Source organism: Mesotoga infera (assembly GCF_900157305.1).
In the GTDB taxonomy this organism is placed as follows: domain Bacteria; phylum Thermotogota; class Thermotogae; order Petrotogales; family Kosmotogaceae; genus Mesotoga; species Mesotoga infera.
In genome coordinates this window covers 2,910,323-2,936,057 of the sequence record NZ_LS974202.1, presented here as the reverse complement: position 1 = coordinate 2,936,057, position 25,735 = coordinate 2,910,323, and the positions used below count along the sequence as shown (strand labels likewise).

Here is a 25,735-nt window from a genome sequence, read left to right as displayed (position 1 = left end):
AATTCACACCTCCTGTTTTTCAAGCAAAGCGGAAAGAGCCACTGCCAGCGGTACCAGCATCAGCCTTTCCGTAGATACCGTTACACTTTCGAACCTCAGATTTTTTCTCTTTATCGCCGTGGTGAAGATGTACTCTCTCAGGTAATCGAAAGTTCTGGAATTGTACACCGGGTTCTGGTTGTTCAACACGACCGTTTCTACACCGAGAAAATCGACCACGTTGGCTATCGCCGCACCGAGAAGGTCCAGCAACTGCTCGAAGACCTCGGCGAACTTTCTGTCGGAGGATACGGCGTACTCCTGGCTCAGAACTCCCAGCAGAGCCCTCTCGGGTTGTTTCAGATGGGACTCGTTCAGGTGAAAGGAAAATCTATCCATGAGGCTCTCTCTAGCGAAATAAGCCGACAGGCAACCTCTCTTCCCGCACCAGCAGAGTGGTCCGTGGGGGTCGAGCTGGAGATGTCCTAGCTCCCCGGCACTCCCGTGAGGCCCCCTGAAAACCTTACCGTCGATCACAAGCGAAGATCCGAAGCCTTTATCTATATAGAGGATGTCGGTCTCCCGAATCCTGCCGAAGAGGATCTCCGAGTAAATTAGGGAGTTGGCGTCGTTTTCTACCGTAACCGGACAGTCTAGCGCGAGTTTCTCTCCGAGAAAGACCCTTCCCCCGCTTGTGTAAAAGGCGTTCGTTACCGAGCCCGTCGCCCTTTCCACGATTCCCGGGGTGACGATGCTGAAAGAGACGAGCCTGTCCAGCTCTACTCCCCTCTCTACAAGCCTCTCAGGCAAAGCTGCCAACCCTTCTTCCACGTCGGTTCTTCCGTGCCCGATACTGAAGAAGTCTTTGATCCTTCCTGAAAGATCGCCCAGGGAAACGTCGAAACAGTTAGAGCGGATGTTCACCCCGCCGACCGATCTGGAATTTCTATCGAGAGTCAGCGGTGTAGAAGGACGTCCTCTGGTCTTTCTCGACTCGACGCTCTGCTCGGTGAGCAGTCGCTTTTCCATCAGCTGATTGACGACCCTCGAGATTGTAGCCTTGCTCAGCTTTGTGAGCGCAGTGATTCTGGCGCGGGAAAGACCGTCCTGGCGCCAAAGGCAAGCCAGGACCGTCCTCTCGGTATCGTTCAACTGGAGCAAATCACTCTTCTCCCAGATCGGTGATGTAGATATCGTATCCGCCCATTCCGGTATTTCTGTCAGCCGATGTGAAGACCAGAGTCTTGCCGTCGGTCCAGACGCTTCTTTCGTTGTAGATCGAATTGACGTCTTTCTCGACGTGGATCACAAGAGAGAGCGAAGGATCGTAATAATAGATGTCATAACTGCCGTACGCGTCGCCTCTGGCGCCGTCTACCCAGATCCTGCCTAGCGGATCGACGAAGACCGACCACTCGTCGCCGTCGGTCGATACCTCTCTGACCAGAACTGGCAGACTCCACTTTCCATCAACCTTCTCAGATCTCCAGACATCTCTCTTACCAACTATTTCGGCATCGCCAAACTTGCCTTTGGTTGTCAGATAAGCCACCGTCTCATCACCGTTGACCCATATATCCCATTCCTGGGTTTCGGTGCTCAGCTCGGGTATCATCACCGGATTCTTCCAGAGACCTTCTACAGGATCGAAAACCGCCCTGAAAAAGTCGTAATCTCTTTCGGTACCGGTGTACCGGGCAAAGTACATGATAAGAGTTCCATCTCTCTCGACAATGCATGGGCTTATTTCATTCGCCGCGGTGTTGATTTCCCCCGGCACCGGTTCTCTTGGTCCCCATGAACCGTCGGCCAACCTCTCGGCGCGGTAAATGTCGTAGTTGCCGGCCACGAAGTACAGCGTATCCCCATGAAGCCATGGCATGCGCTCTATGCCTTCGGTATTCACGGGCAGATTTTCAACCTCGAAAGCCAGAAGGGGAACGGCTATCGCCATAACCAGAACGATCAGTATCGCCTTACGCATAAAAACCACCTCTCTCACATCGATTTTGAAGCTTTCGGTAACTCTTGCGAGATCTTCAAGATTCCCTCTCTATCGAGAATCACCAGCCTGTAACTAAGTGCGGAACCTTCGAGACTCTTTCTTGTTGTAACTGCAAGTATCTCGTCGTGGTAGTCTATCGCATCGGAGTGCCTGTGGCCGAAAAGGGCAAGCATCAAATTTCCGCTTTCCAAAACCTCGACCAGCTCCTGCCGGTTCGGTTCCTTTTCGAAGAAACTCCACCTCGTGTCGAAAGGGTTATGGTGCGCGAAGAGTACCGTCTTGCGGTCATTATCGATCTCTCCCCTCAACCAGTCCATCTGTTCCTCCGAAACCATGCCGCTGACCAGTCCGTAATCGGAGTCTCCCGTGTCCATGAAAATATAGCGCCATCCACCCCACTCGAAGCTGAAGTAGAGCTCACCGAAGAACTCCGTCCACATTTCCTTTCCGACGACCTTTCCGGCCCTCTGACTGTCGTGGTTCCCGGGAATCACAAAGACCGGACATTCGGCATGCTCAATAAGTGTGCTCCTGAGAAAGGCGTAGTCATCTGGATAATACTGGGCCGCGTCGGAAACGTCTCCGGTTATGACTATCATCGTTGGCTCTTCCATCTGTGCGCTCTCTAGCAACTTTATGAACCCCTCGCGGTTCTCCGGTTTATTCGCTAAGCCCAGATGAATGTCTGTGAGCTGGACGATCCGAACCGTCCGGGAGCTATCGCCAAGAAAGACGCTCTTGGGTTCTATCCAGGAGTGGTAACCGGAGGAGTTCCGCGCTACGATCCTCAGATCGTAGAGACCGGGGACCGCGTTGCCTGTAATGATCGCATCGTTTCCGTAGCACATCACGGGTATCGTGCGGCCGTTACCTTGAAGGTAGGCCTTCACCGGCACGAATCCTTCCTTCAGACTTATCTCGAATCTAACCTCATCTAGATCCACCATGGCCGGCGATGTCAGCCTCGGCCTGCGGAGAAAATTCGCGACTTCTTCAAAAGACCCGATCTTTTCTTCCACAATCTCGACGAGGGCCATTTCCCAGCCGGTTTCAGATCGCTTCGCAACGCCGAGCTTATCTTCTATCCAGAAGGGATTCTTCGACTCTGTAACCTCCGCAAAGAGAGGCCTCACCTCACCGGAGACCGTGTCTAGCAAGAAGACTTCACCTTTGCCGCGATAGTCGGCTACGAATGCTATCAAGTTAGAGTCGTCATTGACTGCCGGAGAGGTTTCGTCGAAGGGGGTGGCCAGCAGTTTTCTCCGTGAAGCGCCGAAAGGGCTGTCCAGTTTCGAAAGTTCGACGAGATCCCAGCTTTCGCCCAGGTACTGGAAAACCAGTTCTCTACCGTCCGATGAAAAGTCGGCCGACTTAGCGTTGACTTCGATCACACTCTCACTGCCAGAGGCTATCTCAAGCTCGACCAGTTCCCAGTGGCCGTTGGCCTGTCTGGAAAAGACCACCTTCTTTCCGTCGGGAGAAAGCACAGGCTCGATCTCGTCACTGGGCGAAGAAAGCAGTTTTTGCAGCTTCTTCGATTCAAGATCGAGATGGTAGATCTCCCAGCTGGAGTTCAGATCGTCTGGCGATATTCTGCAGGCGAAGACCAGCCCCTTTCCTTTAATGTCTGGATACTCCGCCTCACCCGGCAGGGCGAGCTTTACCAGCTCTCCGTCGATGTATTCGTAGATCGCAGGGCCGCTGCCGGCTCTCGTTCCTCCGACGGAGTACGCCGACAGGAACAACCTTCCGTCCGACGAACTGGCGAAGATCCTGTCGGCGGCGCTCTCAAGTATCCGATCGTTCCCGGCTTCGCTCTCCACCTCTTGCGAATCTTCTACGGCTAGAAGAGCTTTATCGGCGACCGTCGAGAGAAAGATCATCCGGTTCCGCTGGATCTCGCTTATGTCGCTTTTTTCGGTCGGTCTCACATAGTAGTTACCTTCCTTGTCGAGCACCAGAACACCCTTCACTGAGGCGTAATCGCCGTTCTCCAGTCCTGAGATATCTATCTGCGCGTAAGAATAGAATTTAACTTTGATTTCACCCTTCGAATCTTCGTACTCCGAATCGCTCGAGCCGTCTATAACGAAGCCCCTGGCTATGGTCTCGTTGTCGTACTGGCTAACTTTTCCGAAGAACATTACCGGTCTGGCCTCGTATGCCGCCAGGGCCGTTCTGGGAGTATCGGTGAAGAGGATCTTCGGCGTCGGCAGATCGGCACCCTCCGAGAGGACTACGATGTCCTCCGGACCGGATGGAAGGATCACCAGACTGCCTATATCAGTGGAATAGCCAACAATCGATAGCGTACCCGTCACTCTGACCAGGTCTCCCTTCCTTACGAAAGGTTCTGTGAAACCGGCCCCGTAAACGAAGACCCCGGCCGAAGCGTCGGCTATCGTGAAGTAGTTCGCCTTATCGTGCCACTCGCCCGTCGAGACAAGTGCAACGCCTTCGACTGTCACTGTCTGGCCTTCGAGAATGTACTTACCGTCCATCGACGAGCGAAGATCGCCAAGTGTTGCAGTTATCTCTTCCCTTACCTGCACTGCCACGGGCGATAGGATCGCCTCGCCCTCCAGATCGACGGTGTACAGATCGTAGCTTCCGGCACCGTCTTTTCTGTCGCTCGAGGAGAGTATCAGTGTCTTTCCGTCGGTCCAGACGCTCCTGTCGTTGTACATTGTGTTTATATCTTCGCCGGGATGGACGATTTTCTTGGAATTCGGGTCGTAGTAGTATATATCGTGACCTCCGATAACCTCCTCCCTCGATCCGTCGATCCAGATCTTCCCATCGGGCGCGACGAAGACCGACCACTCGTCCCCGGTTGTATTGAGGACAGCCACGTTGAGAGGAGTCGTCCACTTGCCTTCGACCTTCTCGGACATCCATATATCTCTTCCGCCTACCGGAGCTGCGCCGCCGTGCGAGCCTTTCGTCGTTATATAGGCCAGAGTCTCGCCCTCGTTGACCCAAATTTTCCACTCCTGCGTGTCGGTGTTCAGTTCTTTAACCGAGGTCACATTTGTCCATTCTCCGCTACTTTTGTCCAGAACAGCCCTGAAGAAATCGTAGTCGGTGGCGTCGCTGTAACGGGCGAAATACATGACCAGATCATTACCGCTCCGTACCACGCAAGGGCTGATCTCGTTGGCCAGAGTGTTGACCTCGCCTTCCACCTGTTTGATTTCACCCCAGCTGCCGTCTTCTTTCAGGGCAATCTGATAAATATCGTAGTTGTTTCCGACAAAATAGAGAACATCTTCGAAGAGCCATGGCATTCTCTCGATGCTGCTCGTGCAGAAGGGCAATAGTTTCGCTTCGAAAGCAAATCCTGATAGAACGATCAAAATCGCTTCCACAACGAGCAAAAACCTCTTCCAGTTCATATAAAAACCTCCATACCACACCAAAATGTGAGCCGACAGGATAGCAACTAGACTTTACAACTAACCTCACATACAAACCAAACCGTAGTAGTCGCTGAATTTCGATCAGACTAAAATACAGGCCATCTCGCGCGGAAATAACACCCTTTTTCTCAACGGTAGCCGTCCGGTATTTAGTTTCACCTCGAGACTAATAAACCACAACAACTCTTACTTGGAAGAGCGTAAAGCGGTAAATCGTTTCGACGCTGCGCGGGAAGAGCCGTCCTTCGGAAGAGCGGTTTTTCGTTGCGGAGCTAGGAGCTTTGTTCTTCGTTCGCAAGAGCAAAAAGCCGTCCTTGGAAGAGCAGTTTCTCGTTCCGATGCTGCGAGTCCAGGTTCCTCGTTCCTGGTTCAAGACAGAGGAAAGAACGTGATCCTGACTAGGAGCATTTCAGGATGACCTGAAGAGACCATCATCCCGTTAACCGCTCCCATTCTGTCATCCCGTAATACCCCACTAATGTCATCCCGTTGTGCTCTTAAACGGGATCTCGCTCTTTTGCTCTTTTGAAGGACCGGAGATGCCGGATCAGTGTCCGGCATGACGGGAAGGAGGAAGAACGTGATTCTGAGTCAAGCTCAGAATGACGGGAAGGGAGTTGTCATCCCGTGGTGTCCCCATGGAGCCTGCCCTGAAATGCTCCTATTCAGGGTCATCCCGTAGTGCTCCTATACGGGATCTCGTTCTTACCAGGAACCAACAACGAACAACCAACAACCGCTCCTATCATCCCACTATGGTTCTCGCTCAACACAACGAATTCTGTCTCGCGCTCGGAAGTTGCGGCATGTTTCCATCCCACTATGGTTCTCGCTCAGAAGAGCCGTCCTTCGTTGTTCGTCCCAGATCATGGACCCGTCCTTGGAAGAGGAGTTTCTCGTTCCGACGCTGCGAGTCCAGGTTCCTCGCTCTTGGTTCAAGACAGAGGAAAGAGCGATCGAGTAGGAGAGGGGCGGAGCCCCTCGTCCTCTCACAGAACCGTGCGTACGGGCCTCGTACACGGCTCATGGATCGAGTATCGGATACTTCGACAGGGGATGATAGTACGATGTCATATCGAATAAGTTCATCTCTTCAAAGAACCTGTTGGGAATGGCGTAATTGACTGCTTTTGTGTGAGAAGAGCGCCATTTGTTCATTCTCAAATTGACTTTCTCTTCCCATCCAGCCCTTCTAAGGACTCTGTTCAGTTTCTTTGTGCTCTTCCACTGGTGTAGTATGATGGCTCTAAGCCTTCTCCTTATCCAGCTCAAAAGCCCTCTCAAGGTAGATTGTAAGTCTACTATCCTGAAATAGCTGGCAAATCCTCTCAACAGTGGATTTAGCTCTTTCACTATTTCCTTTACCGGTGTGCTCTGGTTCCTTCTTGTAAGTCCCTTGACCTTTCCCTTGAACCTTTTCAATCTGGATTTCTCTATCCCAACTCTCTCGCCTTTTATTTCGAAGCCAAGAAAGTGAAAGCCCTCCTCCAGTGTTGTGATTCTCGTCTTGTTTCTGTTGACCTTGAGCTTCATGTCAATCTCCAGTATGTTGATCGCGATTGCCAGAAACTCTCGGGCTTCTTCCTGGGTTTTCGAGAAGATTAATATGTCGTCTGCATATCTGACTATCCTTATTCCTCTGGCTTTCATCTTCTGGTCGAACTCGTCCAGGTAGATGTTCGCCAGCAGGGGACTTATTACACCACCCTGTGGACTGCCAGTTTCTGTTGCCTTCCAGACTCCATCTTCCATTACTCCGCTCTTCAGCATTGCGCGTATGAGTTTGAGTATCTTTCCATCACTCACTCTCTCTGCTACGGAGTCTATTATCTTCTCATGATCCAGAGTGTCGAAACATTTGCTCAGGTCAAGTTCCACTACATTGCACAGACCGTATTTGGATGCAAAAGCTTTCGCCTTCTCCACCGCCTGCCAGGCATTTCTTCCCTTTCTGTAACCGTAACTGGAGGGATGGAATCTTTCCTCGAATATAGGTTCCAGTATCTCCTTGAGAGATTGTTGTACCACCCTGTCTCTCACAGTAGGTATTCCCAATTGCCTTGTTTTACCATCTGCTTTTGGGATTTCTACTCTCCTGAGTGGCATGGGCATGTACTCACCGCTCTTGATTTCTTCGGATAATCTCTCGATTTCTTCAAGGAGTTTCTCCCCGAATGATTTTACGGTTACTCCGTCTATCCCAGGAGCTCCTCTGTTGGAGTTTACCCTGTGATAGGCTTTCAATAGGTTCTTCTTCGAATAGACTTTGTCGATTAGACTGTAATACTTCATCTCTTTCTCCTGCATGCTCCCTTCCAACAGCTCCAGCCTCAGATATTGTTGCGACAATTAATGACTGGCTTCTCTACCCTCCCGGGAATATGTACCTTGTCTTTAACTGTCTGACCTAAGTCTCTTCACTGTCTTCCGATCACATTTCTTCGATCCTTCTCCCCTTCGCAAGTGATGGAGCCTTTCGACCTCCTCATCACCCCCTTGGCTTATAGCCAAGGTCCCTTCTCCTTTCGGAGAGGTTCTTCACTACTACGGGTTCATCTGCCATCCTCCTGAGCTTTCCCTTAACTTGGATCTCCTCCTTGCTAACGGTTACCCCTTTCGGACTCATGAGGACTTCCCCGGGTAAGATACACCACTTTCATCCGAATCCTGCCATCCGAACCTTTACAGCTGGAGTCAGGGCTTTCCCTTATCTCGCAGGGTTACCCTCTGTAACGGCCATCTCTGGTTCACTTTCGTTCAGTTCCGGACTTTGCCTCGGGCTTCCTTCAGATTCACCGTTACCAGTGACACCCTTGCCTCTGGCTAATGCTTCTTTGACTCCCCACATTCGGGTCTTTCACCCTATAGTTGTGTACCATGCCGGGCGCACGAGATGCCGGATCAGGTCCGGCATGACGGGAAGGGGCTGTCATCCCGCAGTACACCAATACTGTCATCCCGTAGTGCTCCTATACGGGATCTCGCTCTTACCAGGAACCAACAACGAACAACCAACAACCGCTCTTATCATCCCACTATGGTTCTCGCTCAACAGAACACCGAGAGAATGGTCGTAGGCGAAACACCATACGTTTCCATCCCACTATGGTTCTCGCTCAACAAAAGCTACACGATAATTCCGTTGCCCTGCAACTATGGTTTCCATCCCACTATGGTTCTCGCTCAACGACTTCAAGGCGAGCCTTCATCAGAGATTCAAGCAATTTCCATCCCACTATGGTTCTCGCTCAGAAGAGCCGTCCTTCGTTGTTCGTCCCAGATCATGGACCCGTCCTTCGTGCAGTTTCTCGTTCCGATGCTGCGAGTCCGGGTTCCTCGTTCCTGGTTCATGGTAGAGGAAAGAGCGGAGATGCCGGATCAGGTCCGGCATGACGGGAAGGGGCTGTCATCCCGCAGTACACCAATACTGTCATCCCGTAGTGCTCCTATACGGGATCTCGTTCTTACCAGGAACCAACAACGAATAACCAACAACCGCTCTTATCATCCCACTATGGTTCTCGCTCAACAGGAAACATAATTGGAGTCGAAGGACTCCAAGTTTTCTGTTTCCATCCCACTATGGTTCTCGCTCAACTCGACCTACACCCCAAGTTTTGTCTACTTATTCGTTTCCATCCCACTATGGTTCTCGCTCAACGAGAATGGCAGAAAAGATCAGCCTTTCAGTGTTTAAGCGTTTCCATCCCACTATGGTTCTCGCTCAACTCAGCAATTTTGATATTGAACAACGGTTATCTGTTTCCATCCCACTATGGTTCTCGCTCAACTGAGCGGTTGGACGGAAATGTACTTATGGTTCGTAATTGTTTCCATCCCACTATGGTTCTCGCTCAACCATCTCGAGAACAGAGAAGGACTACCACGAGTCTCTGTTTCCATCCCACTATGGTTCTCGCTCAACCAATATGCAAAAAAATTAGATTGTCCGATATTAATGGGTTTCCATCCCACTATGGTTCTCGCTCAACTTTAATAACTTAGTGGTGGACAAGAGGCCACACTTTGTTTCCATCCCACTATGGTTCTCGCTCAACCTGAGTATTTCTCCGCTATGGCTGCGTACATCGCAAGTTTCCATCCCACTATGGTTCTCGCTCAACGGAAAATGAAGATGATTGGTCTTGCTTCTAGTGAGTTTCCATCCCACTATGGTTCTCGCTCAACATAACCCAGTCGATAACCCCGAGTTCTGGACAAAAGGTTTCCATCCCACTATGGTTCTCGCTCAACGAGTCCTGATCCTCCAACGCCTTTGCTAACTTTTTTCGTTTCCATCCCACTATGGTTCTCGCTCAACAAACAGTTTTTTACTAGTGTCAATAGTCGGATTTGTTTCCATCCCACTATGGTTCTCGCTCAACAAGTAAAGTTGGCTACACTTGGAGAGGCCTGTATTCGTTTCCATCCCACTATGGTTCTCGCTCAACAAAACGACATCATAGAAATGATCTACGTTCCACGCTGTTTCCATCCCACTATGGTTCTCGCTCAACCAGAAATAACGTCCTGGTCGGGACGCCGTTCAAGGTGTTTCCATCCCACTATGGTTCTCGCTCAACGAAGAAACGTTGTTCTTCGACCTAAAGGAGCTAGATATGTTTCCATCCCACTATGGTTCTCGCTCAACTCATAGAGGTTAGAATAGAGGTTAATATCATACCTGTTTCCATCCCACTATGGTTCTCGCTCAACTAAGACTGAAACAACAAGAAAATTCAAAAAACTAACGTTTCCATCCCACTATGGTTCTCGCTCAACTCGCTTCTGGCAGCAGGAAGGAAAAGTTTCAATCAAGTTTCCATCCCACTATGGTTCTCGCTCAACTTCTCGCTCAACGGGGAATACAGTTACTTGTTCCCCGTTTCCATCCCACTATGGTTCTCGCTCAACAGCCTTTATTACAAAAAATTATACAGGATTACAGGGGGTAAAGTCAAATCGCTCCTGAACCCCGCCCAGCGCCCTCGGTAAAAGATTTCTTTTAGGAGGAGTCAAGCGGACCAGGGCTGTCCCGGGCATTCTGCCGGTAGCAAATAATGCCATTTACTGAAAGTCGATCGACCTTTTTTCTGTCGGGTCGATGTAAACTGTACAGGAATTATTCAAAATAAGTCTAAAAGCTAGAACAGGAAAGAAAAAGGGACGCAGATGGTATACAATCGCTCCGACGAGATGAAATTACGCTGAAGTTAATGCGTGTCATTAAAGTTCTAAGGGGCGGATCGACGAAACAGAATAAACCGATCGGGATACTCCGCAAAATGGAGTTAACCCAAATCGAAGAAACGCAAAGTGATGCGACAATAAGCATAGCGTACGAAGTTCTGAGATCGTTTTTATGAGGATACTTGCGAGAGAGGGTCAAACAATAGGTCGGGTGAATGAAATGTGTAAAAAACCGGGTAAAAAGCGAAGCGTGAACAGGGTTTGTGTTAAGGTGTTAACTGAATTTGGGATTATGTAAGAGCGGTTGTTCTTTCCGACGCTTCGCGTACGGGTTCTTGGTAAAAGACTCGAGATTAGGAGAGAGGAAGAGAGGGAAAAAGAGAATTCTGGCTTTCTCGTAAGCGGAGCGTACTCTCAACGTTCTTTTTCTCGCGTTTTCCGCTCTCGCCCTTGCGAGCGGAGCGTACTCTCGGAGGCTCTCTTTTTCTCCTTTCCTCAAATCTCGCTGCCGTTCCGGTGTTTTTTCTGTTCTCTGTGGTCTATCGAGAGTTTCAGGTCCGGCGATTTCAAAGCCTTGTAGAGTCTTTCGGCTATATATACCGATCTGTGGCGGCCACCGGTGCAGCCCACCGCTATTTTGACCGAGTTCCTCCCGCTTCCTGCGAAACCTTCAATGGTCATTTTGCAGAGGTTGAGGACTGCCTGGAAGTACTTTTCCATTCCCGGAAAAGTTTCCAGATATTCCTGGACCTCCCTGTCCATTCCAGTAAGCTCTGCGAGGTTTTCATAGTAGTAGGGGTTGGGAAGGAACCTCACATCGAAGATGAGGTTTGCATCGTGTGGTATGCCCTGGTTGTAAGAGAAGCTTTCGATTTCGACTCTCATAGGCGGCAATTTGTAACCGCGGTTGTGGATGATGGAGATTATGGCTTCCTTCATCTCTTTCATGTCCATAGTTGAGGTGTCAAGAGTATAGTCACAACTACCTTTCAATTGATTCATTATACTCCGCTCTTTTTGTATAGCCTTTTCCAGCTCCTGTTCCTGCTGGAGAGGATGGGCTCTCCTGGTTTTCTGGTAACGGTAATACAGTACGTCATCATCGGCGTCGAGAAAGATCGATAGTATGTTGATCCCCCTTTCTTTCAGCGCCAGCAGACTATTACGAAGCTTCTCCATACCCCCGAATTTTTTTGCCGTCCTTATATCTATAACGAAGGCGCTTTTTTCGACCGAGTGCTCTTCTATCATACCTACGAGTTGCTCGATCATTGCCGGGGGAACGTTGTCCATGCAGAAGAAGCCGAAATCCTCCAGCACGTCTATGGCCGAAGACTTGCCGGCGCCCGACATGCCGGTAATGATAACTATGTTTGAAGACATTCGTACCACTCCTCATGAAATGTCATAATCAAACAGAAATAGAACAAATATGGAAACGAGATTCGTTCCTTCGTGTTGATTATACAATGACTAATGAGATAGAGGTCGGAATCGCCGTTGGAAAGACACCTCAATTCCAATTCTTTGAACCGGTAATTCTGTTACACTATAAGCTAGAGGTGAATTGAATGAGCAGAAACGACAAGGCTTTTCCGTTCGACCAGATTGCGCAGACTTATGCGCAATTCAGATACCCCAACGAAAAATTGATCGAGCATATCTTCAAAAGAGTACGTTACGCCAATAACATTCTCGAAGTGGGATGCGGGCCTGCAGATTATCTTTCGATACTTTCCGAGCTTCTCAATGCCCGCGGCTACGGTTTCGACATAAGTCAAAACATGATAAAAGAAGCGAGACAAAAGAACCCTAGCCTTGAACTGATCGTCGGCGATGCTCAGGAACCTTTCCCATACGGGGACAACAGTTTCGACTTCGTCTTCAATATTAACCTGGTTCACTACCTCTCCGAACTGGACACCCTTTTCAGGGAGAGTTACAGAGTCCTGACGTACGACGGTAACGTTCTAACCGTCACCGATTCCTGCCAGGATATCGAGGACAGAACACTGACACATTATTTTCCGGAGGTTCTGGAGATTGACAGAAAGAGATACCCGGGCAACTCGGCCATAATGAACGCCATGAAACGGGCAGGCTTCGAAGGGATCTACACGACAAAGGTCAAGACCAATTTCGAGTTCAAGAACCAGCATTACGAACAGTACAGAGAAAAGGCTTACTCCGCCCTCAGACTAATTTCCGACGAGGCTTTCGAGAGGGGCATGAAGAGAATCGAGAACGATATGGCCGGAGGGCTCGTGATCGGTAAGAAAAGCTACACGCAAATCTGGGGCATAAAGGTCGAGAGAAGGGAGTTCGATCTTCCTACGATCTTCTCGACTGGTTATCGCAACGAAGGAAACAACTCATTTTGAAGATTTTGAAGGGGGTTTCGTAGTGAAAAAGCTGACGCTAATTTCGGTGCTGGTACTATCGGCAATGGTGTTTTCGATCGCATTCAACGTTGGAATAGGTGTCAATCTCGACATGTCCTCCGGTTCGGTGGAAACGCCAGTCTTCGCCGAGCTGTCGGTGGGGACGCCTCTAATCAGGGGCGTGGTGCAGTCCTACATCTTCTCCTTCAACTGGTCCAGTTTCGTGGTGAAGGGGTTCAGCATCCCCGACCACTCCTACATCGGGCTGGTCGCCACTCCGGGCGTCTTCAACAACTTCTACGTCCGGCTGCAACTGTACTGGTCGCTGAACCATATTTTCCAGATAATCGAAGGTTCCAGAAAGCCTCAGGGCACACCTCTCTATTCGAGGATAGGCTTCGGCTCTTACATCGGTAAGTTCATGCTTGATGGGGGTTTCGACGGTTATTGGATACTCGAACCACTTAACACGGTTCCCTTCGCCAGGCCGTATCTGGCTCTCGGTTACAGCTTTTAGACCGGCGTTCAACCGGTGTCGCTCACCGGTGAAGAGTTTTAAACGTACCTGTCTTAAAGCCTGATAAAGTCGATAAGAGTCCGCACATCTGCCGTGGCGGACTCTTTTTAAAGGCTTCTCCCCCGTTTTTACTGGCGGGAAGAGGTCAGGGCGTTTTCGATAGCCTTCAATATAACTTTGCTGCTGTAAGTCGCGCCGGTTACAACATCTACCTGAACCGACTGGTTCTTTATTACATCCGAAGTTATCGCTTCGGCCGCCTTTCCCTTCCCGTTGTCATGTTTGAGGATATCTATATCAGTTATGGTGTGATTTTCGACTTTCACCCTCACGGTGGCCTTTACGATTCCGGCACTGTAGCTACCCTCGTAATTTCCATCATTTATAGATGCCAGATCTAGGCTGCCAAACTCGATGGTATCCAGCACCTTGAGACCTTCCTCGAGTTTTGGAATTATCACTGTCACGAACACGACGATCGCCACCGCTACAATCACTGCAATAACCGCCAGTATCCTGATCAGCAATTTGCTTTTTCTCATTTACTTCCTCCCAGAATGTCCATAACGAAAGATACGTTCCCCGATACATTTTCAAGAATGGTCTCTCGATCAACCTCCATCAGACCGAAGTTACGAAAATACAGGTTGCCAAACAGCATCGAAGAGAGTATATTCTCGACTCTGGCGAGAACCGCTTCCCCCACGTTGTGGTTTTTCATCACCGAATGAAAGAGGTCCATTCTCTGTCGTGCCATTTCGGTGAAATTGGGTGTGTTCTCCTGATCGAGCCCTTTCCAAGATCCGCTCATGAAAATCAGTTTGAAGATCTCCGGTCTATCTAGAAAGTATTCCGCGAAATATCGGTAGCTGTTTTCCAGCCTTTCCAGGGGAGTCATATTATCGGTCAGGCGGGCGCTTATGTATTCCATAGCGTCCAAGGCGTAACTGTCCTTTACTGCACCGATCAGACCGTCCATACTCCCGAAGTAATTGTAAACCGAGGCCGGAGAGTATCCCGCCAGCTCGCTGACTTTCCTGATATTAAGGGCCTTGATTCCGCCCTCTTCAATTATCCGGCGTGCCGCCTTTATAAAATACTCCCTGTTTCTTTCGCGACGGATATCACTTCCCTTCACCAGATCACCTCACTTTTTGAAGGAATCGGCGAATGCCTGAATATTTTCCTCGAAAAGCTTCGGGATCGGCTTTCCCTTCGAGAGGGCCTTGACAATAGTCCTGGAAAAGAAGCCGAGGCGTTCCATGTTGAACTCTCCGCCGAAAAAGCCTTTTGCCTTGCACGCATCAAGAAACTCGCCCGGAAAGTTCTGCTTCAGGTACTCATCGAACTGCGATCTGTCGCCGCCCATGCAGAGAAAGACACCAACGCTTTTCGACTTGAGAGAGTCGAGGTTTTTGCCGACGAATTCTTTGATCGCCTTCTGTATCTGTCCTGCCCTGACAGAGGCTCCGATTATGACGTTGTCGTAATCGGAAAAATCGGGGTTTGGATTTTTCCCGATATCGATCACTTTCACTTCTCCGGGCAGTTTTTCTGAGAGCATTTTGGAACACTTTTCCGCAGTTCCGCTTTTGCTGGCAAAAATTATGACTGTACTCATTGTAGTTCCTCCCGTGTTGTAAATATATTGAACATTGTTCATATTATGACACGAGTTTAATTCTATCTCTCCCCCACTGTGTTTCGGGAAGGAAAAATCTTCATTCCGATAGCCTTTCCTTTGAAAAGAAAACTTCTCTTGCAGTATTCCGGTGGTATGTTATAATTCAATGCGTTGAAATTCCCGCTTTGCCTTAAAGGCAGGGCCACAGTCCAAGGGAGGAGGCAATAAATGATAAGGATCTACGAAACAATGTTCATCGTCTCACCTAGGCTCGATGAGGAAAGCAGAAATTCGATGGCCGAAAAGGTGAGAGACTACATCGTCGAACGTGTGGGCGGTACAATCGAGAAGTTCGACAGATGGGGTATCAGGAAGCTGGCTTACAGGGTAACAAAAGGCTTTTCCGAAGGAGATTATACCGTTATTCAGTTCAAGGCCGATTCGGAGAGTGTGGATATCCTCGAGAAGTTCTACGGAATCACGCCGGAGATCTTCAGATGGCAGACTTTCAGAAGAGAAGATCTAGAGAAGGCCGAAAAGAAGGCCCTTCTAAAGAAAGGGACCTCCGAAGAAGAGCTTCCGGAAGGACAGACCGATACAAATACGGTAGAGTCCACGGTGGTTGAAGGTTCTGAAGCGGTAAGTGAAGAGACCGTAGAAACTGTGGAAACGGAGGAATAACATGTCTATCAGCTACAATCATGTCGTTCTTATCGGCAGGCTAACACGGGATCCCGAAATCAAATTTGCCGCCAGCGGCACTCAGATCGCGACCTTTTCCCTCGCGGTAGATAGAAATATACCCTCTTCCGGTAACGACAACACCGATTTCATAAGGATAGTCGCCTTCGGCAAGACGGCCGAGTTCATCGCCAACTACCTGACCAAGGGACGGCTCATCCTCGTGGAAGGCTCGTTGAGAATAAACAAGTGGAAGACACAGGAAGGCGAGTCGCGTTCGAATGCCGAGGTAGTGGCCTCGAATGTCCGTTTCATGGAAACTAAGGCCCAGGCCGTTTCGACCGGGGGATTTGAGAAGGCTCCGCAGGAGGACAGCGTGGTTGGAAGCACCGGAAACGATGATATTACTTTTTTTGGCAGTGAATCTGAAGATACGGGCGACGATATCCCGTTTTGATACAGGAGGAACGACATGGTAAGAGACAATAGGAGAAGAATGAGAAGCAAGAAGAAGTGCAGACTCTGCGGCTCGAAGACCACCTACATAGATTACAAGAATTTATCCCTTCTGCGCGAGTACGTGACTGAAAAGGGCAAGATAATACCCAAGAGGATCACGGGCAGTTGCGCGAAGCATCAAAGGATGGTCAAGGAAGCCATACAACGTGCCAGGTTCATGGCTTTGCTTCCTTACACCAAAGAATAAACGAAAACGGGAGGCCTGGAGCCTCCCTTTTTTAAAGGAGGGTTTCTATGAAGGTCATACTGCTGAAGGATGTTCAGAACGTTGGAAAGGCCGGCGAAGTGAAAACCGTTTCCGACGGTTATGGCAGGAACTTCCTGATTCCCAGGGGTCTGGCGATCGAAGCCACTCAGGGCGAGCTGGCCAAGTTAAACTCCGAAAAGAAGAAAAAAGAGGAAAAAGAAGACAGGATAAAGAAGGCGAGCGAGGAATTGCTCAGCACCCTCCAGAAACACCACTTCATAATAAAGGCGAAATCCGGCGCAAGCGGAAAGCTTTTCGGCGCGGTGACTTCGGCCGATATAGCCTCCCACATAAAGAACGTTCTCGGGCTGGAGATCGATAGACGACATATAGATCTGGCCGAGAACATCAAGCAGACGGGCGAGTACAAAGTTGACATAAAGCTTCCCGGAAGTGTCAGGGGACAGATAGCGATTCGTGTAGAGAGCCTGGAGGAGAACTGAATTGGAGTTTCAGATCTTCTCGAAAGCGCTGTACTCTACATGGATTCTCTACAGACCGGAAAGGATTCTCTTCGATTCGGGCGAGGGTATCTCCACCATACTTGGAAACAGCGTTTACGCCATAAAAGACGTGTTCGTGACCCATGGACATGTCGATCACATCGCGGGACTCTGGGGCCTTATCAACACACGGAACACCGCCATGGGCGACAGGGACAAACCCCTCAGAATAAATTACCCGGCCGGAAACAGGGCGATCGAGGCCTTTTTGGATTTCATAGTTAGCATGAATCCGAGGTTGAGGTACGACATGATCCTGAACCCTCTGGACGACGGAAACGAGGTATTTCTGAGAACGGCCGGCAGTTTTAAAAGATCGGTCAGACCTTTCAGGGTAAAGCACACGGCCGGGGAGATCAGTTGCGGCTACCACATTTACGAAGAGAGACGCAAGCTGAAGGAAGAGCTCTCCGGTCTGACATCGAACGAAATAGCCTCGATAGTTCGTGAAAAGGGCAGGGATGCCATAACGGACATCTATACCCAGAAGATAGTGACGATAAGCGGCGACACTTTCGCCCTTCCTCCAGAGATAATAAGCAACTCCGAAACGCTTTTGCACGAGTGCACTTTTCTTCAGGAGAAAGACAGACGGAACCAGAACCATTCAAGCGTCGAAGAGGTCATAGATAGTGTGAAGCACAGTGAGGGAATAAAGAGACTGATATTGTATCATATATCGGGAAGGTATACTTCCAGAATGAAGAAATGGCATTCCTTCGTCCAGAAGGAACTCGAAGATACGGGAGTGGAAGTGTACGTAGTTCACCCAGAGCACGTTTTCACATTGTGAAAACCTGTGCACAGTACTCCGGGAGGAGGTAAAGCATGGGTTACATAGGTTGGATGATATTTGGTTTGGTTCTACTGGTAGTGGAGATACTGACCCCGACGTTCTTTTTCCTGTGGTTCTCCATAGGAGCCTTTCTGGCCGGCATCACGGCGATGTTCACCACCAACCTCGGCTGGCAGATAATCGTCTTCGCCTTGAGCAGCACGTTACTGGTGTTGCTCACCAGACCGATAGCGAAAAAGCTCTCGAAGAACGATTCCCCGAAAAAGATGTACATCGACGGGCTTGTGGGATCTACTGGAAGAGTTGTGGTGGAGATTAACCCCTCTCTGGACAGGGGTCTGGTGAGGATCGAGGGAGAAGACTGGAGGGCCAGCTCGATCGACGGCGGAACGATTCCCGTTGACACACCGGTGAGAGTAGTGAGGCTCGAAGGAACCACAGTACTCGTGGAAAGAAAAACACAAGAGTAGTGGAGGAGGAGTGAGAAATGGTAATAGTGTGGCTAGTACTCGCGGCAGTTATATTCATAATTGCGGCATCGGGTATAAAGATCATAAGACCCTTCGAAAAGGGTCTGGTAGAAAGGCTTGGAAAGTACCGTAGAGAAGGCCAACCGGGTCTGCAGTTCATAATTCCTTTCATCGAGAGGATGATAAAGGTCGATCTCCGCGAGACCGTGATAGACGTTCCGCCGCAGGAAGTCATAACCAAGGATAACGTAGTCGTGACGGTCGATGCAATCATTTATTACCAGATCACCGACGCCTTCAGGGTCGTTTACAACGTCTCCAGCTTCGAGATAGCCGCTATAAAACTGGCACAGACCAACCTCAGGAACGTCATAGGAGAGATGGAACTCGACCAGACGCTCACCTCGAGGGAAAGGATAAACGTAACCTTGAGAGAGGTACTCGACGAGGCAACCGACAAGTGGGGCGTCAAAGTCACGAGGGTAGAGATAAAAAAGATCGACCCGCCGCAGGATATCATGGACGCCATGTCCAAGCAGATGAAGGCCGAAAGAACTAAGAGAGCCGTGATTCTCGAGGCCGAGGGTTACAAACAGTCAGAGATAACCAAAGCCGAGGGCGACAAGATGTCGGCGATACTCCAGGCCGAGGGCCAGAGCGAGTCGATCAAGAGAGTGGCCGAGGCCAACAAATTCAAATTGATAGCCGAAGCCGAAGGTCAGGCCGACGCCATAATCAACGTATTCAAAGCGATCCATGCCGGCGATCCTACAAAGGATGTAATCGCCATTCGCTACCTCGACGCCCTTAAGCAGATCGCCGACGGAAAGGCCAACAAAGTCTTCCTGCCTTACGAAAGCAGCGCCATGTTGAGCTCTATCGGTTCTATGGCCGAAATTTTCAGGGAAAAGTCAACCTCCGGGGAACGGGAGAGTACCGGCGAGAAGTGATTTGATTGCTGATACAGGAAACCATCGAGCTACTTGTCATACTGATCTTAATATCGGGCCTGGCCACCGCCTTCGCGGTGGCCACGGTTTTTGCATTCTATCTGCGTGTCAGAAGACCGCCAGCTCACCTGATGTTCATGAACTCGGCGGCTTCCACTACCGCGACTCTGCTTGCCTCGCTGGTTTTGACCGATAACCGGAAACTGTTTCTGACCTTTCTCTTTTTCGTGGCTTACTTCTTCATCTACAACTCTCTCGGAAGACACATCATCAGTTACGACGATACCTTCAGGGTGCTCTTCCTTTCCATGGGGTACACCAGAGAGGAGTTTTTCATGAATTACCTGCTCGTCCAGGGGAAATGGAAGCTGATCGAAAGCAACATCTCCTTCGCATCGAGCTCGGCGCTGATCATGATCTTCTCCAGAGAGCTGTCCCGGTTCTTTCCCGATCAATGGGTCGGCGTCATACTTGTCTTCGCCTTCTCTACCTTTGTCTTGAGCGTGAGTAGATGGATCGGGGAGGATTTTAGAAACAAACTATCAAAGGAAGAGTAATATATTTATGTTATCATACCCCCATAGGGTATAAAAACAACCATATTAGGAGGGATAGAGATGGAGAATAAACTGCTGCCAGACAATGTCACCAAACAAGTGAAAGAGGTTTTTTCGGCGCTGGAAGGACCGGTTAAGGCGCTTTTTTTCAGGAGCGAGAAGAAATGCGATTACTGTAATACGGCCGAACAGCTTTTGAATGAGCTGTCTGGTATAAACGGCAAACTCACCTACGAAGTCTTCGACGTGGATTCCGAAATGGCACGCAAGTACGAGATCGAGCTGGCACCGGGCATAGTGCTCCTCACACCGGACGGAGACGACAAGGGAGTCAGGTTCCTGGGTGTACCGGCCGGCCACGAATTTGGGACGCTCCTGCAGGATATAGTGACCTTCTCCAAAGGCGCGAAACCCGAACTGTCGAAGGAGTCGCTCGAGAAGATAGAGGCCATTGACAAACCCGTGGAGATAAAGGTCTTCGTCACCACGACCTGCCCTTACTGCCCGAGGGCCGTATTGACGGCCCACCACATCGCCATGGCCAACAAGAACATCAAGGCTTACATGATCGAGGCCAACGAGTTCCAGGAGATGTCCATGAAGTATGGTGTTTCGTCGGTTCCACAGATAGTTGTCAACGACAGAGTCACCTTTGTCGGAGCCATACCCGAAGGTCAGTATGTGGAACAGGTATTGAAAGCGCTCTGAGGAGGAGAAGAGATGTCGTTCTTCGAGCTGGGCAGTGCAAAAAAAGCGGAAATTGAAGACAGGTACGACATAATTATAATCGGTGGTGGACCCGGTGGTATCACGGCCTCCATATACTCCGTGCAGGCGGGTTTGAAACCGCTGATAATAGAAAAGGCGCTCGACGGAGGCCAGATGAACAACACACAGGCGGTGGAGAACTGGACGGGGTTCACCAGTATCGGCGGTATGGAGCTGAGTGAAAAGATGGCCGAACACGCGAGAGCCTTCGATGTGCCGTTTTTCTACGGCGAGGTCGTGGATGTAGAACTCGAGGGGCCGGAAAAGGCCGTGATCCTCGACAACGGCAGAAGAATCGCCTCCAATGTGATCATCGTGGCTACCGGTTCCAACCCAAGAAGCCTGGGAGTGGAAGGCGAAGAGACTTTCAGGGGCAGGGGCATAAGCTACTGCGCCACCTGCGACGGTCACTTCTTCACCGATAAGCATATCGCCGTGATCGGCGGCGGCAACAGCGCGCTGGACGAATCTATATACCTGAGCAAGATGGTCAAGAAGATAACGATAGTTCAGAATCTGCCGAAGTTGACGGCCGATAAACTTCTCCAGGATAAATTGAACGCTACCGGAAAGGTCGAGTACATCTTTGGCTCGGTGGTCGAATCGATCGAGGGAGACACGCAGGTCCGCGCCATAAATATCAGGCATCAGGAAACCGGCGAAATCACGAAACTACCGATCGAGGGTATTTTCGTCTTCATAGGACTCCTTCCAAACAGCGGCTTCCTCAAGGGGAAAGTGCCGCTGAACGGGTTCGGCTATATTCTGACCGACGCGAACATGGAGACCGAAGTGAAGGGCGTTTACGCCATTGGCGACGTAAGGGAAAAGGAAGTGCGCCAAATAGTAACGGCGGCAGCCGATGGAGCGATCGCCGTTTACCACGCGGCCAGGACCTATTTCAACGGTTGATCGGAAAAATAAATACAGGGGCGCCCAAAGGGCGCCCTTATTTCTTTTCCACCACGTCGGCAGGAGAGTCGAGTATTTCGATGATTCCCTTCTCCATATCGACGTTCACCCACTGGCCCACGGGAAGCACGAGCTTTGGAAAGTCCCCGTGGTAGCTCGGCATGCCGATCCAGACGGGTATTTCTTTGCCGAGAAAGTAATCGTTTATAAGCCTCTTTATATCGTTAAGATCGCCGTTCTTTATCTCGGTGAAACCGGCGAAGATCACGCCGCGCAGCAACGAAAAGCCGTTTATATGAGCGATGTTCCATATCATTCTCTCGAGCGACTCCTTCGATTCGCTGACGTCTTCAAGCACCAGAATCGCGTCCTTCAAGGAACCCAGATACTCGGTGCCCTGGAGCGCCTGGAAGAGCGAAAGGTTTGCCGGAATCAATCTTCCCGTCATCGATCCGGGTATCACGGGCATGGAGACGTAGTTGAACCTGATGATCTTGTTGCCGTTGAAGAGGTCCATTATATTCTTCAACGACTGGTTGTCGCTTCCAAGTTCCACGGCGACCATCGGCCCGTGATAGGTGATGATCCCCGTCTTGAAATAGATGGCCAGCAGGAGTGCGGTTATATCGCTATAACCCACCAATGGTTTGGGGTTGGCGGCGATAGTCTCCCAGTCAAGCCAATCGAGAATGTTGTACGATCCGTAGCCGCCCCTGGCCGTTATGATCGCTTCGTACTCGGGATTCGAGAAGGCTTCATTCAACTCCTGAGCCTTCTCCCGCGGAGAGAGAGAGACCTGACAGCTCCTTCCGACGACGACCCTGAAACCGGCGTTCCTGAGCGCGGCGACACCGGCGTCGAGTTTGCCCCTGTCGGGAAAACTCGATGGAGCCGTCACGAAGACCGTTCTTATCTCTCCTGCCGAGAGCGAGTTGCTGAGAAGCAAGAAGTTGAGCAGCATAATCATCAACCAGACCTTTCTCATTAGAGTATCCTCCAGTTAAAGCTATACTTAATAGTTTGCCATCTACGGGAGTCAAAATCAATAAGCCTTTGAAAAGATTCTCCGCAGAACTCAGTCGTAACCGACGCCCCTGTCGCCCAGACCGGGGCTGTAAATCATCGACCTAGCGATCCTGAAAAGCAGGAGGAGCGGCACGGTACCGATCACCGACGCCGCGGCGAAGAGGTTCCAGGAAGTGTAGTAGCTCCTTATCTCGCCGGCGTATGAGAAGACTTTCAGCGAGAAGGGCATCATTTCGCTCCGGTTAAGCATGATCAGGGGCAGCGTGAAGGAGCTCCAGCAGGAAACCAGCACGTAAGTCAAAACTCCGCCAACGACCGGCAGAGAGAGGGGGAAGAGCACCCTCCAGAGATAGCCGATCCCGGATAGGCCATCGACTCTCGATATCTCTCTCAATTCACGTGGCACCGAGGCGAAAAAGCCTCCGAGAACTAGCAGGGCCAGAGGTGCCGATTGAACCGTAATGACCAAAGCGACACCGAAGAAACTATCGGTCAAACCTATACCCCTGAATATGAAATAGAGTGGCAATAGCGTGTGCATCCCTGTGTAGAGGCTTCCCAGCAGCACCAGCGATGCAGTCGTCTTCGCGAGCAAGCCTTTCTTGGTAGCGAAGAGATAAGCCAGAGGAGTAATTGTTCCAAGAATTATCACGAAGCTCCAGAGGGCCGTTTTTAGAGTGTTGAGGATGCTGTTCAAAAGACCGTCGCCTACGACCCGCTGATAATTCGACACCGTGAGCGCGTTCAGTGAAGGGATTATCTCTCCCTCACCCGAGAAAGAGAGAAGTAGAATGTATGCAACGAGAAAGATCGTTGGCAGGAGAGATAGGATCAGTAGCGAACTTTTAAGCCACCGTGGAAGCGTGAAGTCGATCGGTGGAAATCTGTACCTCATCGAAAGGAGAATCAGAGGAACGCTGAGGAAACTGGCCGGCACTATACCGCTAACGCCCTCCAGCGAGATCTTCACAATATTCATTACGACTTCGTAGATGACCGAAGCCCCGACGGCGAAGCGGAAAAGTCTTCTGTGGCGCGGTATGGTGAAGGGGAGAAGCGAATAGGCCGTTACCGGCACCAGAAACCAGAAGCTCCAGCCTGTGTAGGCTCCCAGAAAGAGATGCGCCACGGCGCTCAAGAAGAGGATCTGTCTATGGCGCGCAGGGACGCTGTTTCTGGAGAACACGGCCCCTAGTATCCACAGAATCGCGAAGCCCCCTGCGAAGACTGTGTAGGCCGAGAGGAGACCGTAATCCTTGACGGCGGCGAACTTCCTGAAGAGAACCACCCCGGCGAAGGAGGTCGAGCCGACCAGCGTCTGCGGTGTGAACCCCTCCGGCAGCAGTGGCCCGTTGCCCGAAAGGAGAAAGACCGATGTGAACTCCTTCGTTGCTCTTGCCAGTTGGAAAAGGGCGTAAGGTATCATGAGATGGCGTATCTCCCCCAGAAGAAGCGTCGCGCCCGCGAAATCACCAGCGCCGTCAAGCCTCATCATATCGTCCAGCTCCCCGGAAACCCTGCCAAGCATCCCGACTATTATCATCGTTGAAAAGGGTATCGACTGCCAGACACTTACCAGAAGTGTGGCCAGGAAAGCCTGAACCGGATTGAGAGTAAGATCAACGCCCGTTCCCAGAACGATATTCAGCAGAGAGTAGCCACCGTAGCCCTGTATGAAGGCCCTCCATCCCGACACAGTTATAAAGGAGGGGACGAACCAACCGAGCGCCAGCAATAGCAGCGCCAACCTTGTGGTTCTTGAGCTTTTTCTCAGCTTCAGGGCAAGAAGAAACGATAGCGATATCTCCAGCGAAGCTCTCAAAAAAGACCACAAAACCGTCAACTTGAGCGAGAGTTTGAAGCCTGTATCTTGCAGTATCTTCGAATAGTTATAGAAGCCCACGAAGATAGGCCTCTCCTGATAGACGCCGTAACTGGTGAAAGAGATGAAAAGGGCCCAGAGAACAGGGCCCACGATTGTCAGCAGAACGATCAGAAAGGCCGGAAGCCCGAGCGTCCAGTTCTTTCTGACCACGAACTGCAGCGAGACCAGAGCAATTATAACCAACAGCGCCGGAAGCATCTCACCAGGCCGAATCTATGTATCCTTGAGCTCCGTTCAATGCCTGCTCGACACCCATATTACCGCCGTATATAGCCTGAAGGGCCGGCTCGAAAGCTTCAAAAAGCATCGCCTGGTATCCCGGCCCGTTGGGCATGAACTGTCCGCCCTCGACGATTCTCTCCAGCTCCGGATCGCTCCAGGCCGCTTCGAAGAGCGGATATTTTCTGTACTGCCCGCAGAAGGCTTCGCTCTTCTCCATCAGGTATCTCGCGAACTCTATGGACTGCGCGTAGCTTTCCTTTTTGAAGAGGAAGAAGCCCTTGGAATCTATGACGCCTTTTATCTGCCTGCCTTCCAGGTCGGGGAGCGGCACCATAGCAAAGTCAAGATTCGCGGCCGCGAACTTCTCGGCCATATAACTGCCCTGGAGCATTATACCTATCTTCCCGTTTCTGAAAAGGCCGTTCATCGCGGCCCTCTCCAGTCTGCTTATCACGCCGGTGTCGAAGTATCGCTTGATCGCTTCGACTGCCTCTACACGTTCCCTGCCGTTCAAGAGCGGCCTTCCGTCCTCTCCTACGGGAGGGGAATCGGAAATATAGGGAAACATCATGTAGGGAGATGTGAAATCGAAGGCGACGGGATACTGAACGACCTTCTTCAGCTCCTGAACAAGCGTTTCGAGCTCTCCCATGTCGAGCTCCTCGGGAAGCGGCAGGTCGGCCTTCTCGAAGACAGACCTGTTTATGAAGGCCACCTGAACATCGGCGTAGAAGGGAAGCGCAACGACGGCGTCGCCGTAAGTGTAGGCTTCCAGGTACTCCCCTTTGAAACCTGCCAGGTCATCGGCAGCGATTTCGAGTGGTCTTTTCGAAGCCCCCAGGTTCCCCGAATAAGTATCCTTGGCGAGGGCCATATCGGGCAGATCACCCGTCTTGAGAGCGACCCCGAGCTTATCCTCGATCTTGGGGAAATACTCCAGTACGACCTTTATTCCTTTTTCCCGCTCGAACGACGAGGCGACTTCCCTGTAAAAATCCTCGCCTTCCCAGCTTACCCAAACGGTCAGCCCTGCCAGGGGAACGGCGATTGTCAGTATCAAAAGGCTGCAAATAAACCTGTACAT

Annotated in this window: 24 protein-coding genes and 1 CRISPR repeat array; of the genes, 12 read left to right on the top strand and 12 right to left on the bottom strand. The window is 50.6% G+C overall.

Going from position 1 to position 25,735, the window contains the following annotated elements; genetic code table 11:
- Nucleotides 1-3 precede the first annotated feature (3 nt).
- The 6 genes from MESINF_RS13420 to rapZ all read right to left on the bottom strand — a co-directional run bounded on the left by MESINF_RS13420 (nucleotide 4) and on the right by rapZ (nucleotide 11,976).
- Nucleotides 4-1,140, bottom strand: coding sequence for an ROK family transcriptional regulator (locus MESINF_RS13420; protein WP_169700653.1), 1,137 nt, complete (start codon nucleotides 1,138-1,140; stop codon nucleotides 4-6).
- A gap of 1 nt (nucleotide 1,141) precedes the next feature.
- Nucleotides 1,142-1,963, bottom strand: a complete 822-nt coding sequence (locus MESINF_RS13415) for a hypothetical protein (protein ID WP_169700651.1) — start codon at nucleotides 1,961-1,963, stop codon at nucleotides 1,142-1,144.
- Between the two features lie 14 nt (nucleotides 1,964-1,977).
- The gene (locus MESINF_RS13410) at nucleotides 1,978-5,379 is read right to left on the bottom strand and encodes a metallophosphoesterase (protein ID WP_169700649.1); all 3,402 of its coding nucleotides are present in this window, start codon (nucleotides 5,377-5,379) and stop codon (nucleotides 1,978-1,980) included.
- Nucleotides 5,380-6,426: 1,047 nt separating this feature from the next.
- Complete coding sequence (gene ltrA / locus MESINF_RS13405) at nucleotides 6,427-7,695, bottom strand: group II intron reverse transcriptase/maturase (RefSeq protein WP_169700879.1); 1,269 nt, start codon at nucleotides 7,693-7,695, stop codon at nucleotides 6,427-6,429.
- A gap of 196 nt (nucleotides 7,696-7,891) precedes the next feature.
- Nucleotides 7,892-8,029, bottom strand: a complete 138-nt coding sequence (locus tag MESINF_RS13400; protein WP_169698557.1) for a hypothetical protein — start codon at nucleotides 8,027-8,029, stop codon at nucleotides 7,892-7,894.
- Between the two features lie 873 nt (nucleotides 8,030-8,902).
- Nucleotides 8,903-10,317: a CRISPR direct-repeat array (repeat unit 30 nt; unit sequence GTTTCCATCCCACTATGGTTCTCGCTCAAC).
- A 771-nt stretch (nucleotides 10,318-11,088) separates the two neighbouring features.
- Complete coding sequence (rapZ, locus tag MESINF_RS13395) at nucleotides 11,089-11,976, bottom strand: RNase adapter RapZ (protein WP_169700647.1); 888 nt, start codon at nucleotides 11,974-11,976, stop codon at nucleotides 11,089-11,091.
- Between the two features lie 188 nt (nucleotides 11,977-12,164).
- Between rapZ and MESINF_RS13390 the strand changes: the two genes are divergently transcribed.
- Complete coding sequence (locus MESINF_RS13390; protein WP_169700645.1) at nucleotides 12,165-12,974, top strand: class I SAM-dependent methyltransferase; 810 nt, start codon at nucleotides 12,165-12,167, stop codon at nucleotides 12,972-12,974.
- A gap of 22 nt (nucleotides 12,975-12,996) precedes the next feature.
- Complete coding sequence (locus MESINF_RS13385; RefSeq protein ID WP_169700644.1) at nucleotides 12,997-13,491, top strand: hypothetical protein; 495 nt, start codon at nucleotides 12,997-12,999, stop codon at nucleotides 13,489-13,491.
- A 128-nt stretch (nucleotides 13,492-13,619) separates the two neighbouring features.
- On the opposite strand, the gene MESINF_RS13380 is transcribed toward MESINF_RS13385, so the two are convergent.
- The 3 genes from MESINF_RS13380 to MESINF_RS13370 are packed head-to-tail and all read right to left on the bottom strand — an operon-like array spanning nucleotide 13,620 to nucleotide 15,112.
- Entirely contained in the window at nucleotides 13,620-14,033 is a 414-nt protein-coding gene (locus MESINF_RS13380; RefSeq protein ID WP_169700642.1) for an FMN-binding protein, read from the bottom strand.
- Nucleotides 14,030-14,629, bottom strand: a complete 600-nt coding sequence (locus MESINF_RS13375; protein ID WP_169700640.1) for a TetR/AcrR family transcriptional regulator — start codon at nucleotides 14,627-14,629, stop codon at nucleotides 14,030-14,032. Before MESINF_RS13375 ends, MESINF_RS13380 begins: the two co-directional genes overlap by 4 nt.
- A gap of 9 nt (nucleotides 14,630-14,638) precedes the next feature.
- Nucleotides 14,639-15,112 (bottom strand): flavodoxin domain-containing protein, encoded by a 474-nt coding sequence (locus MESINF_RS13370; RefSeq protein ID WP_169700639.1) that lies wholly within the window; start codon nucleotides 15,110-15,112, stop codon nucleotides 14,639-14,641.
- A 231-nt stretch (nucleotides 15,113-15,343) separates the two neighbouring features.
- Here MESINF_RS13370 and rpsF point away from each other — a divergent pair, with 231 nt between their 5' ends.
- The 10 genes from rpsF to MESINF_RS13320 are packed head-to-tail and all read left to right on the top strand — an operon-like array spanning nucleotide 15,344 to nucleotide 21,518.
- Complete coding sequence (gene rpsF / locus MESINF_RS13365; protein WP_169700638.1) at nucleotides 15,344-15,796, top strand: 30S ribosomal protein S6; 453 nt, start codon at nucleotides 15,344-15,346, stop codon at nucleotides 15,794-15,796.
- Nucleotide 15,797: 1 nt separating this feature from the next.
- Entirely contained in the window at nucleotides 15,798-16,253 is a 456-nt protein-coding gene (locus MESINF_RS13360; protein WP_169700637.1) for a single-stranded DNA-binding protein, read from the top strand.
- A gap of 15 nt (nucleotides 16,254-16,268) precedes the next feature.
- Complete coding sequence (gene rpsR / locus MESINF_RS13355; protein WP_169700636.1) at nucleotides 16,269-16,502, top strand: 30S ribosomal protein S18; 234 nt, start codon at nucleotides 16,269-16,271, stop codon at nucleotides 16,500-16,502.
- A 47-nt stretch (nucleotides 16,503-16,549) separates the two neighbouring features.
- A complete protein-coding gene (gene rplI / locus MESINF_RS13350) occupies nucleotides 16,550-17,005 on the top strand; it encodes a 50S ribosomal protein L9 (RefSeq protein WP_169700634.1) in 456 nt (151 codons plus the stop codon).
- 1 nt (nucleotide 17,006) lies between these two features.
- On the top strand, nucleotides 17,007-17,858 hold the full coding sequence (locus tag MESINF_RS13345; RefSeq protein ID WP_169700632.1) for an MBL fold metallo-hydrolase: 852 nt from the start codon (nucleotides 17,007-17,009) through the stop codon (nucleotides 17,856-17,858).
- A gap of 35 nt (nucleotides 17,859-17,893) precedes the next feature.
- A complete protein-coding gene (locus MESINF_RS13340) occupies nucleotides 17,894-18,331 on the top strand; it encodes an NfeD family protein (RefSeq protein ID WP_169700630.1) in 438 nt (145 codons plus the stop codon).
- Between the two features lie 17 nt (nucleotides 18,332-18,348).
- A complete protein-coding gene (locus MESINF_RS13335; protein WP_169700628.1) occupies nucleotides 18,349-19,281 on the top strand; it encodes an SPFH domain-containing protein in 933 nt (310 codons plus the stop codon).
- A gap of 5 nt (nucleotides 19,282-19,286) precedes the next feature.
- Nucleotides 19,287-19,838 carry a hypothetical protein gene (locus MESINF_RS13330; protein ID WP_169700626.1) on the top strand — a complete coding sequence of 184 codons (552 nt, stop codon included), beginning with the start codon at nucleotides 19,287-19,289 and terminating at the stop codon, nucleotides 19,836-19,838.
- Between the two features lie 60 nt (nucleotides 19,839-19,898).
- A complete protein-coding gene (gene pdo / locus MESINF_RS13325; protein WP_169700624.1) occupies nucleotides 19,899-20,546 on the top strand; it encodes a protein disulfide oxidoreductase in 648 nt (215 codons plus the stop codon).
- Nucleotides 20,547-20,558: 12 nt separating this feature from the next.
- The gene (locus MESINF_RS13320) at nucleotides 20,559-21,518 is read left to right on the top strand and encodes an NAD(P)/FAD-dependent oxidoreductase (protein ID WP_169700622.1); all 960 of its coding nucleotides are present in this window, start codon (nucleotides 20,559-20,561) and stop codon (nucleotides 21,516-21,518) included.
- Nucleotides 21,519-21,555: 37 nt separating this feature from the next.
- On the opposite strand, the gene MESINF_RS13315 is transcribed toward MESINF_RS13320, so the two are convergent.
- The 3 genes from MESINF_RS13315 to MESINF_RS13305 form a co-directional block, all read right to left on the bottom strand.
- On the bottom strand, nucleotides 21,556-22,503 hold the full coding sequence (locus MESINF_RS13315) for a S66 peptidase family protein (RefSeq protein ID WP_169700620.1): 948 nt from the start codon (nucleotides 22,501-22,503) through the stop codon (nucleotides 21,556-21,558).
- A 90-nt stretch (nucleotides 22,504-22,593) separates the two neighbouring features.
- A complete protein-coding gene (locus MESINF_RS13310) occupies nucleotides 22,594-24,627 on the bottom strand; it encodes an ABC transporter permease (protein WP_169700618.1) in 2,034 nt (677 codons plus the stop codon).
- Nucleotide 24,628: 1 nt separating this feature from the next.
- On the bottom strand, nucleotides 24,629-25,735 hold the full coding sequence (locus tag MESINF_RS13305) for a sugar ABC transporter substrate-binding protein (RefSeq protein WP_169700616.1): 1,107 nt from the start codon (nucleotides 25,733-25,735) through the stop codon (nucleotides 24,629-24,631).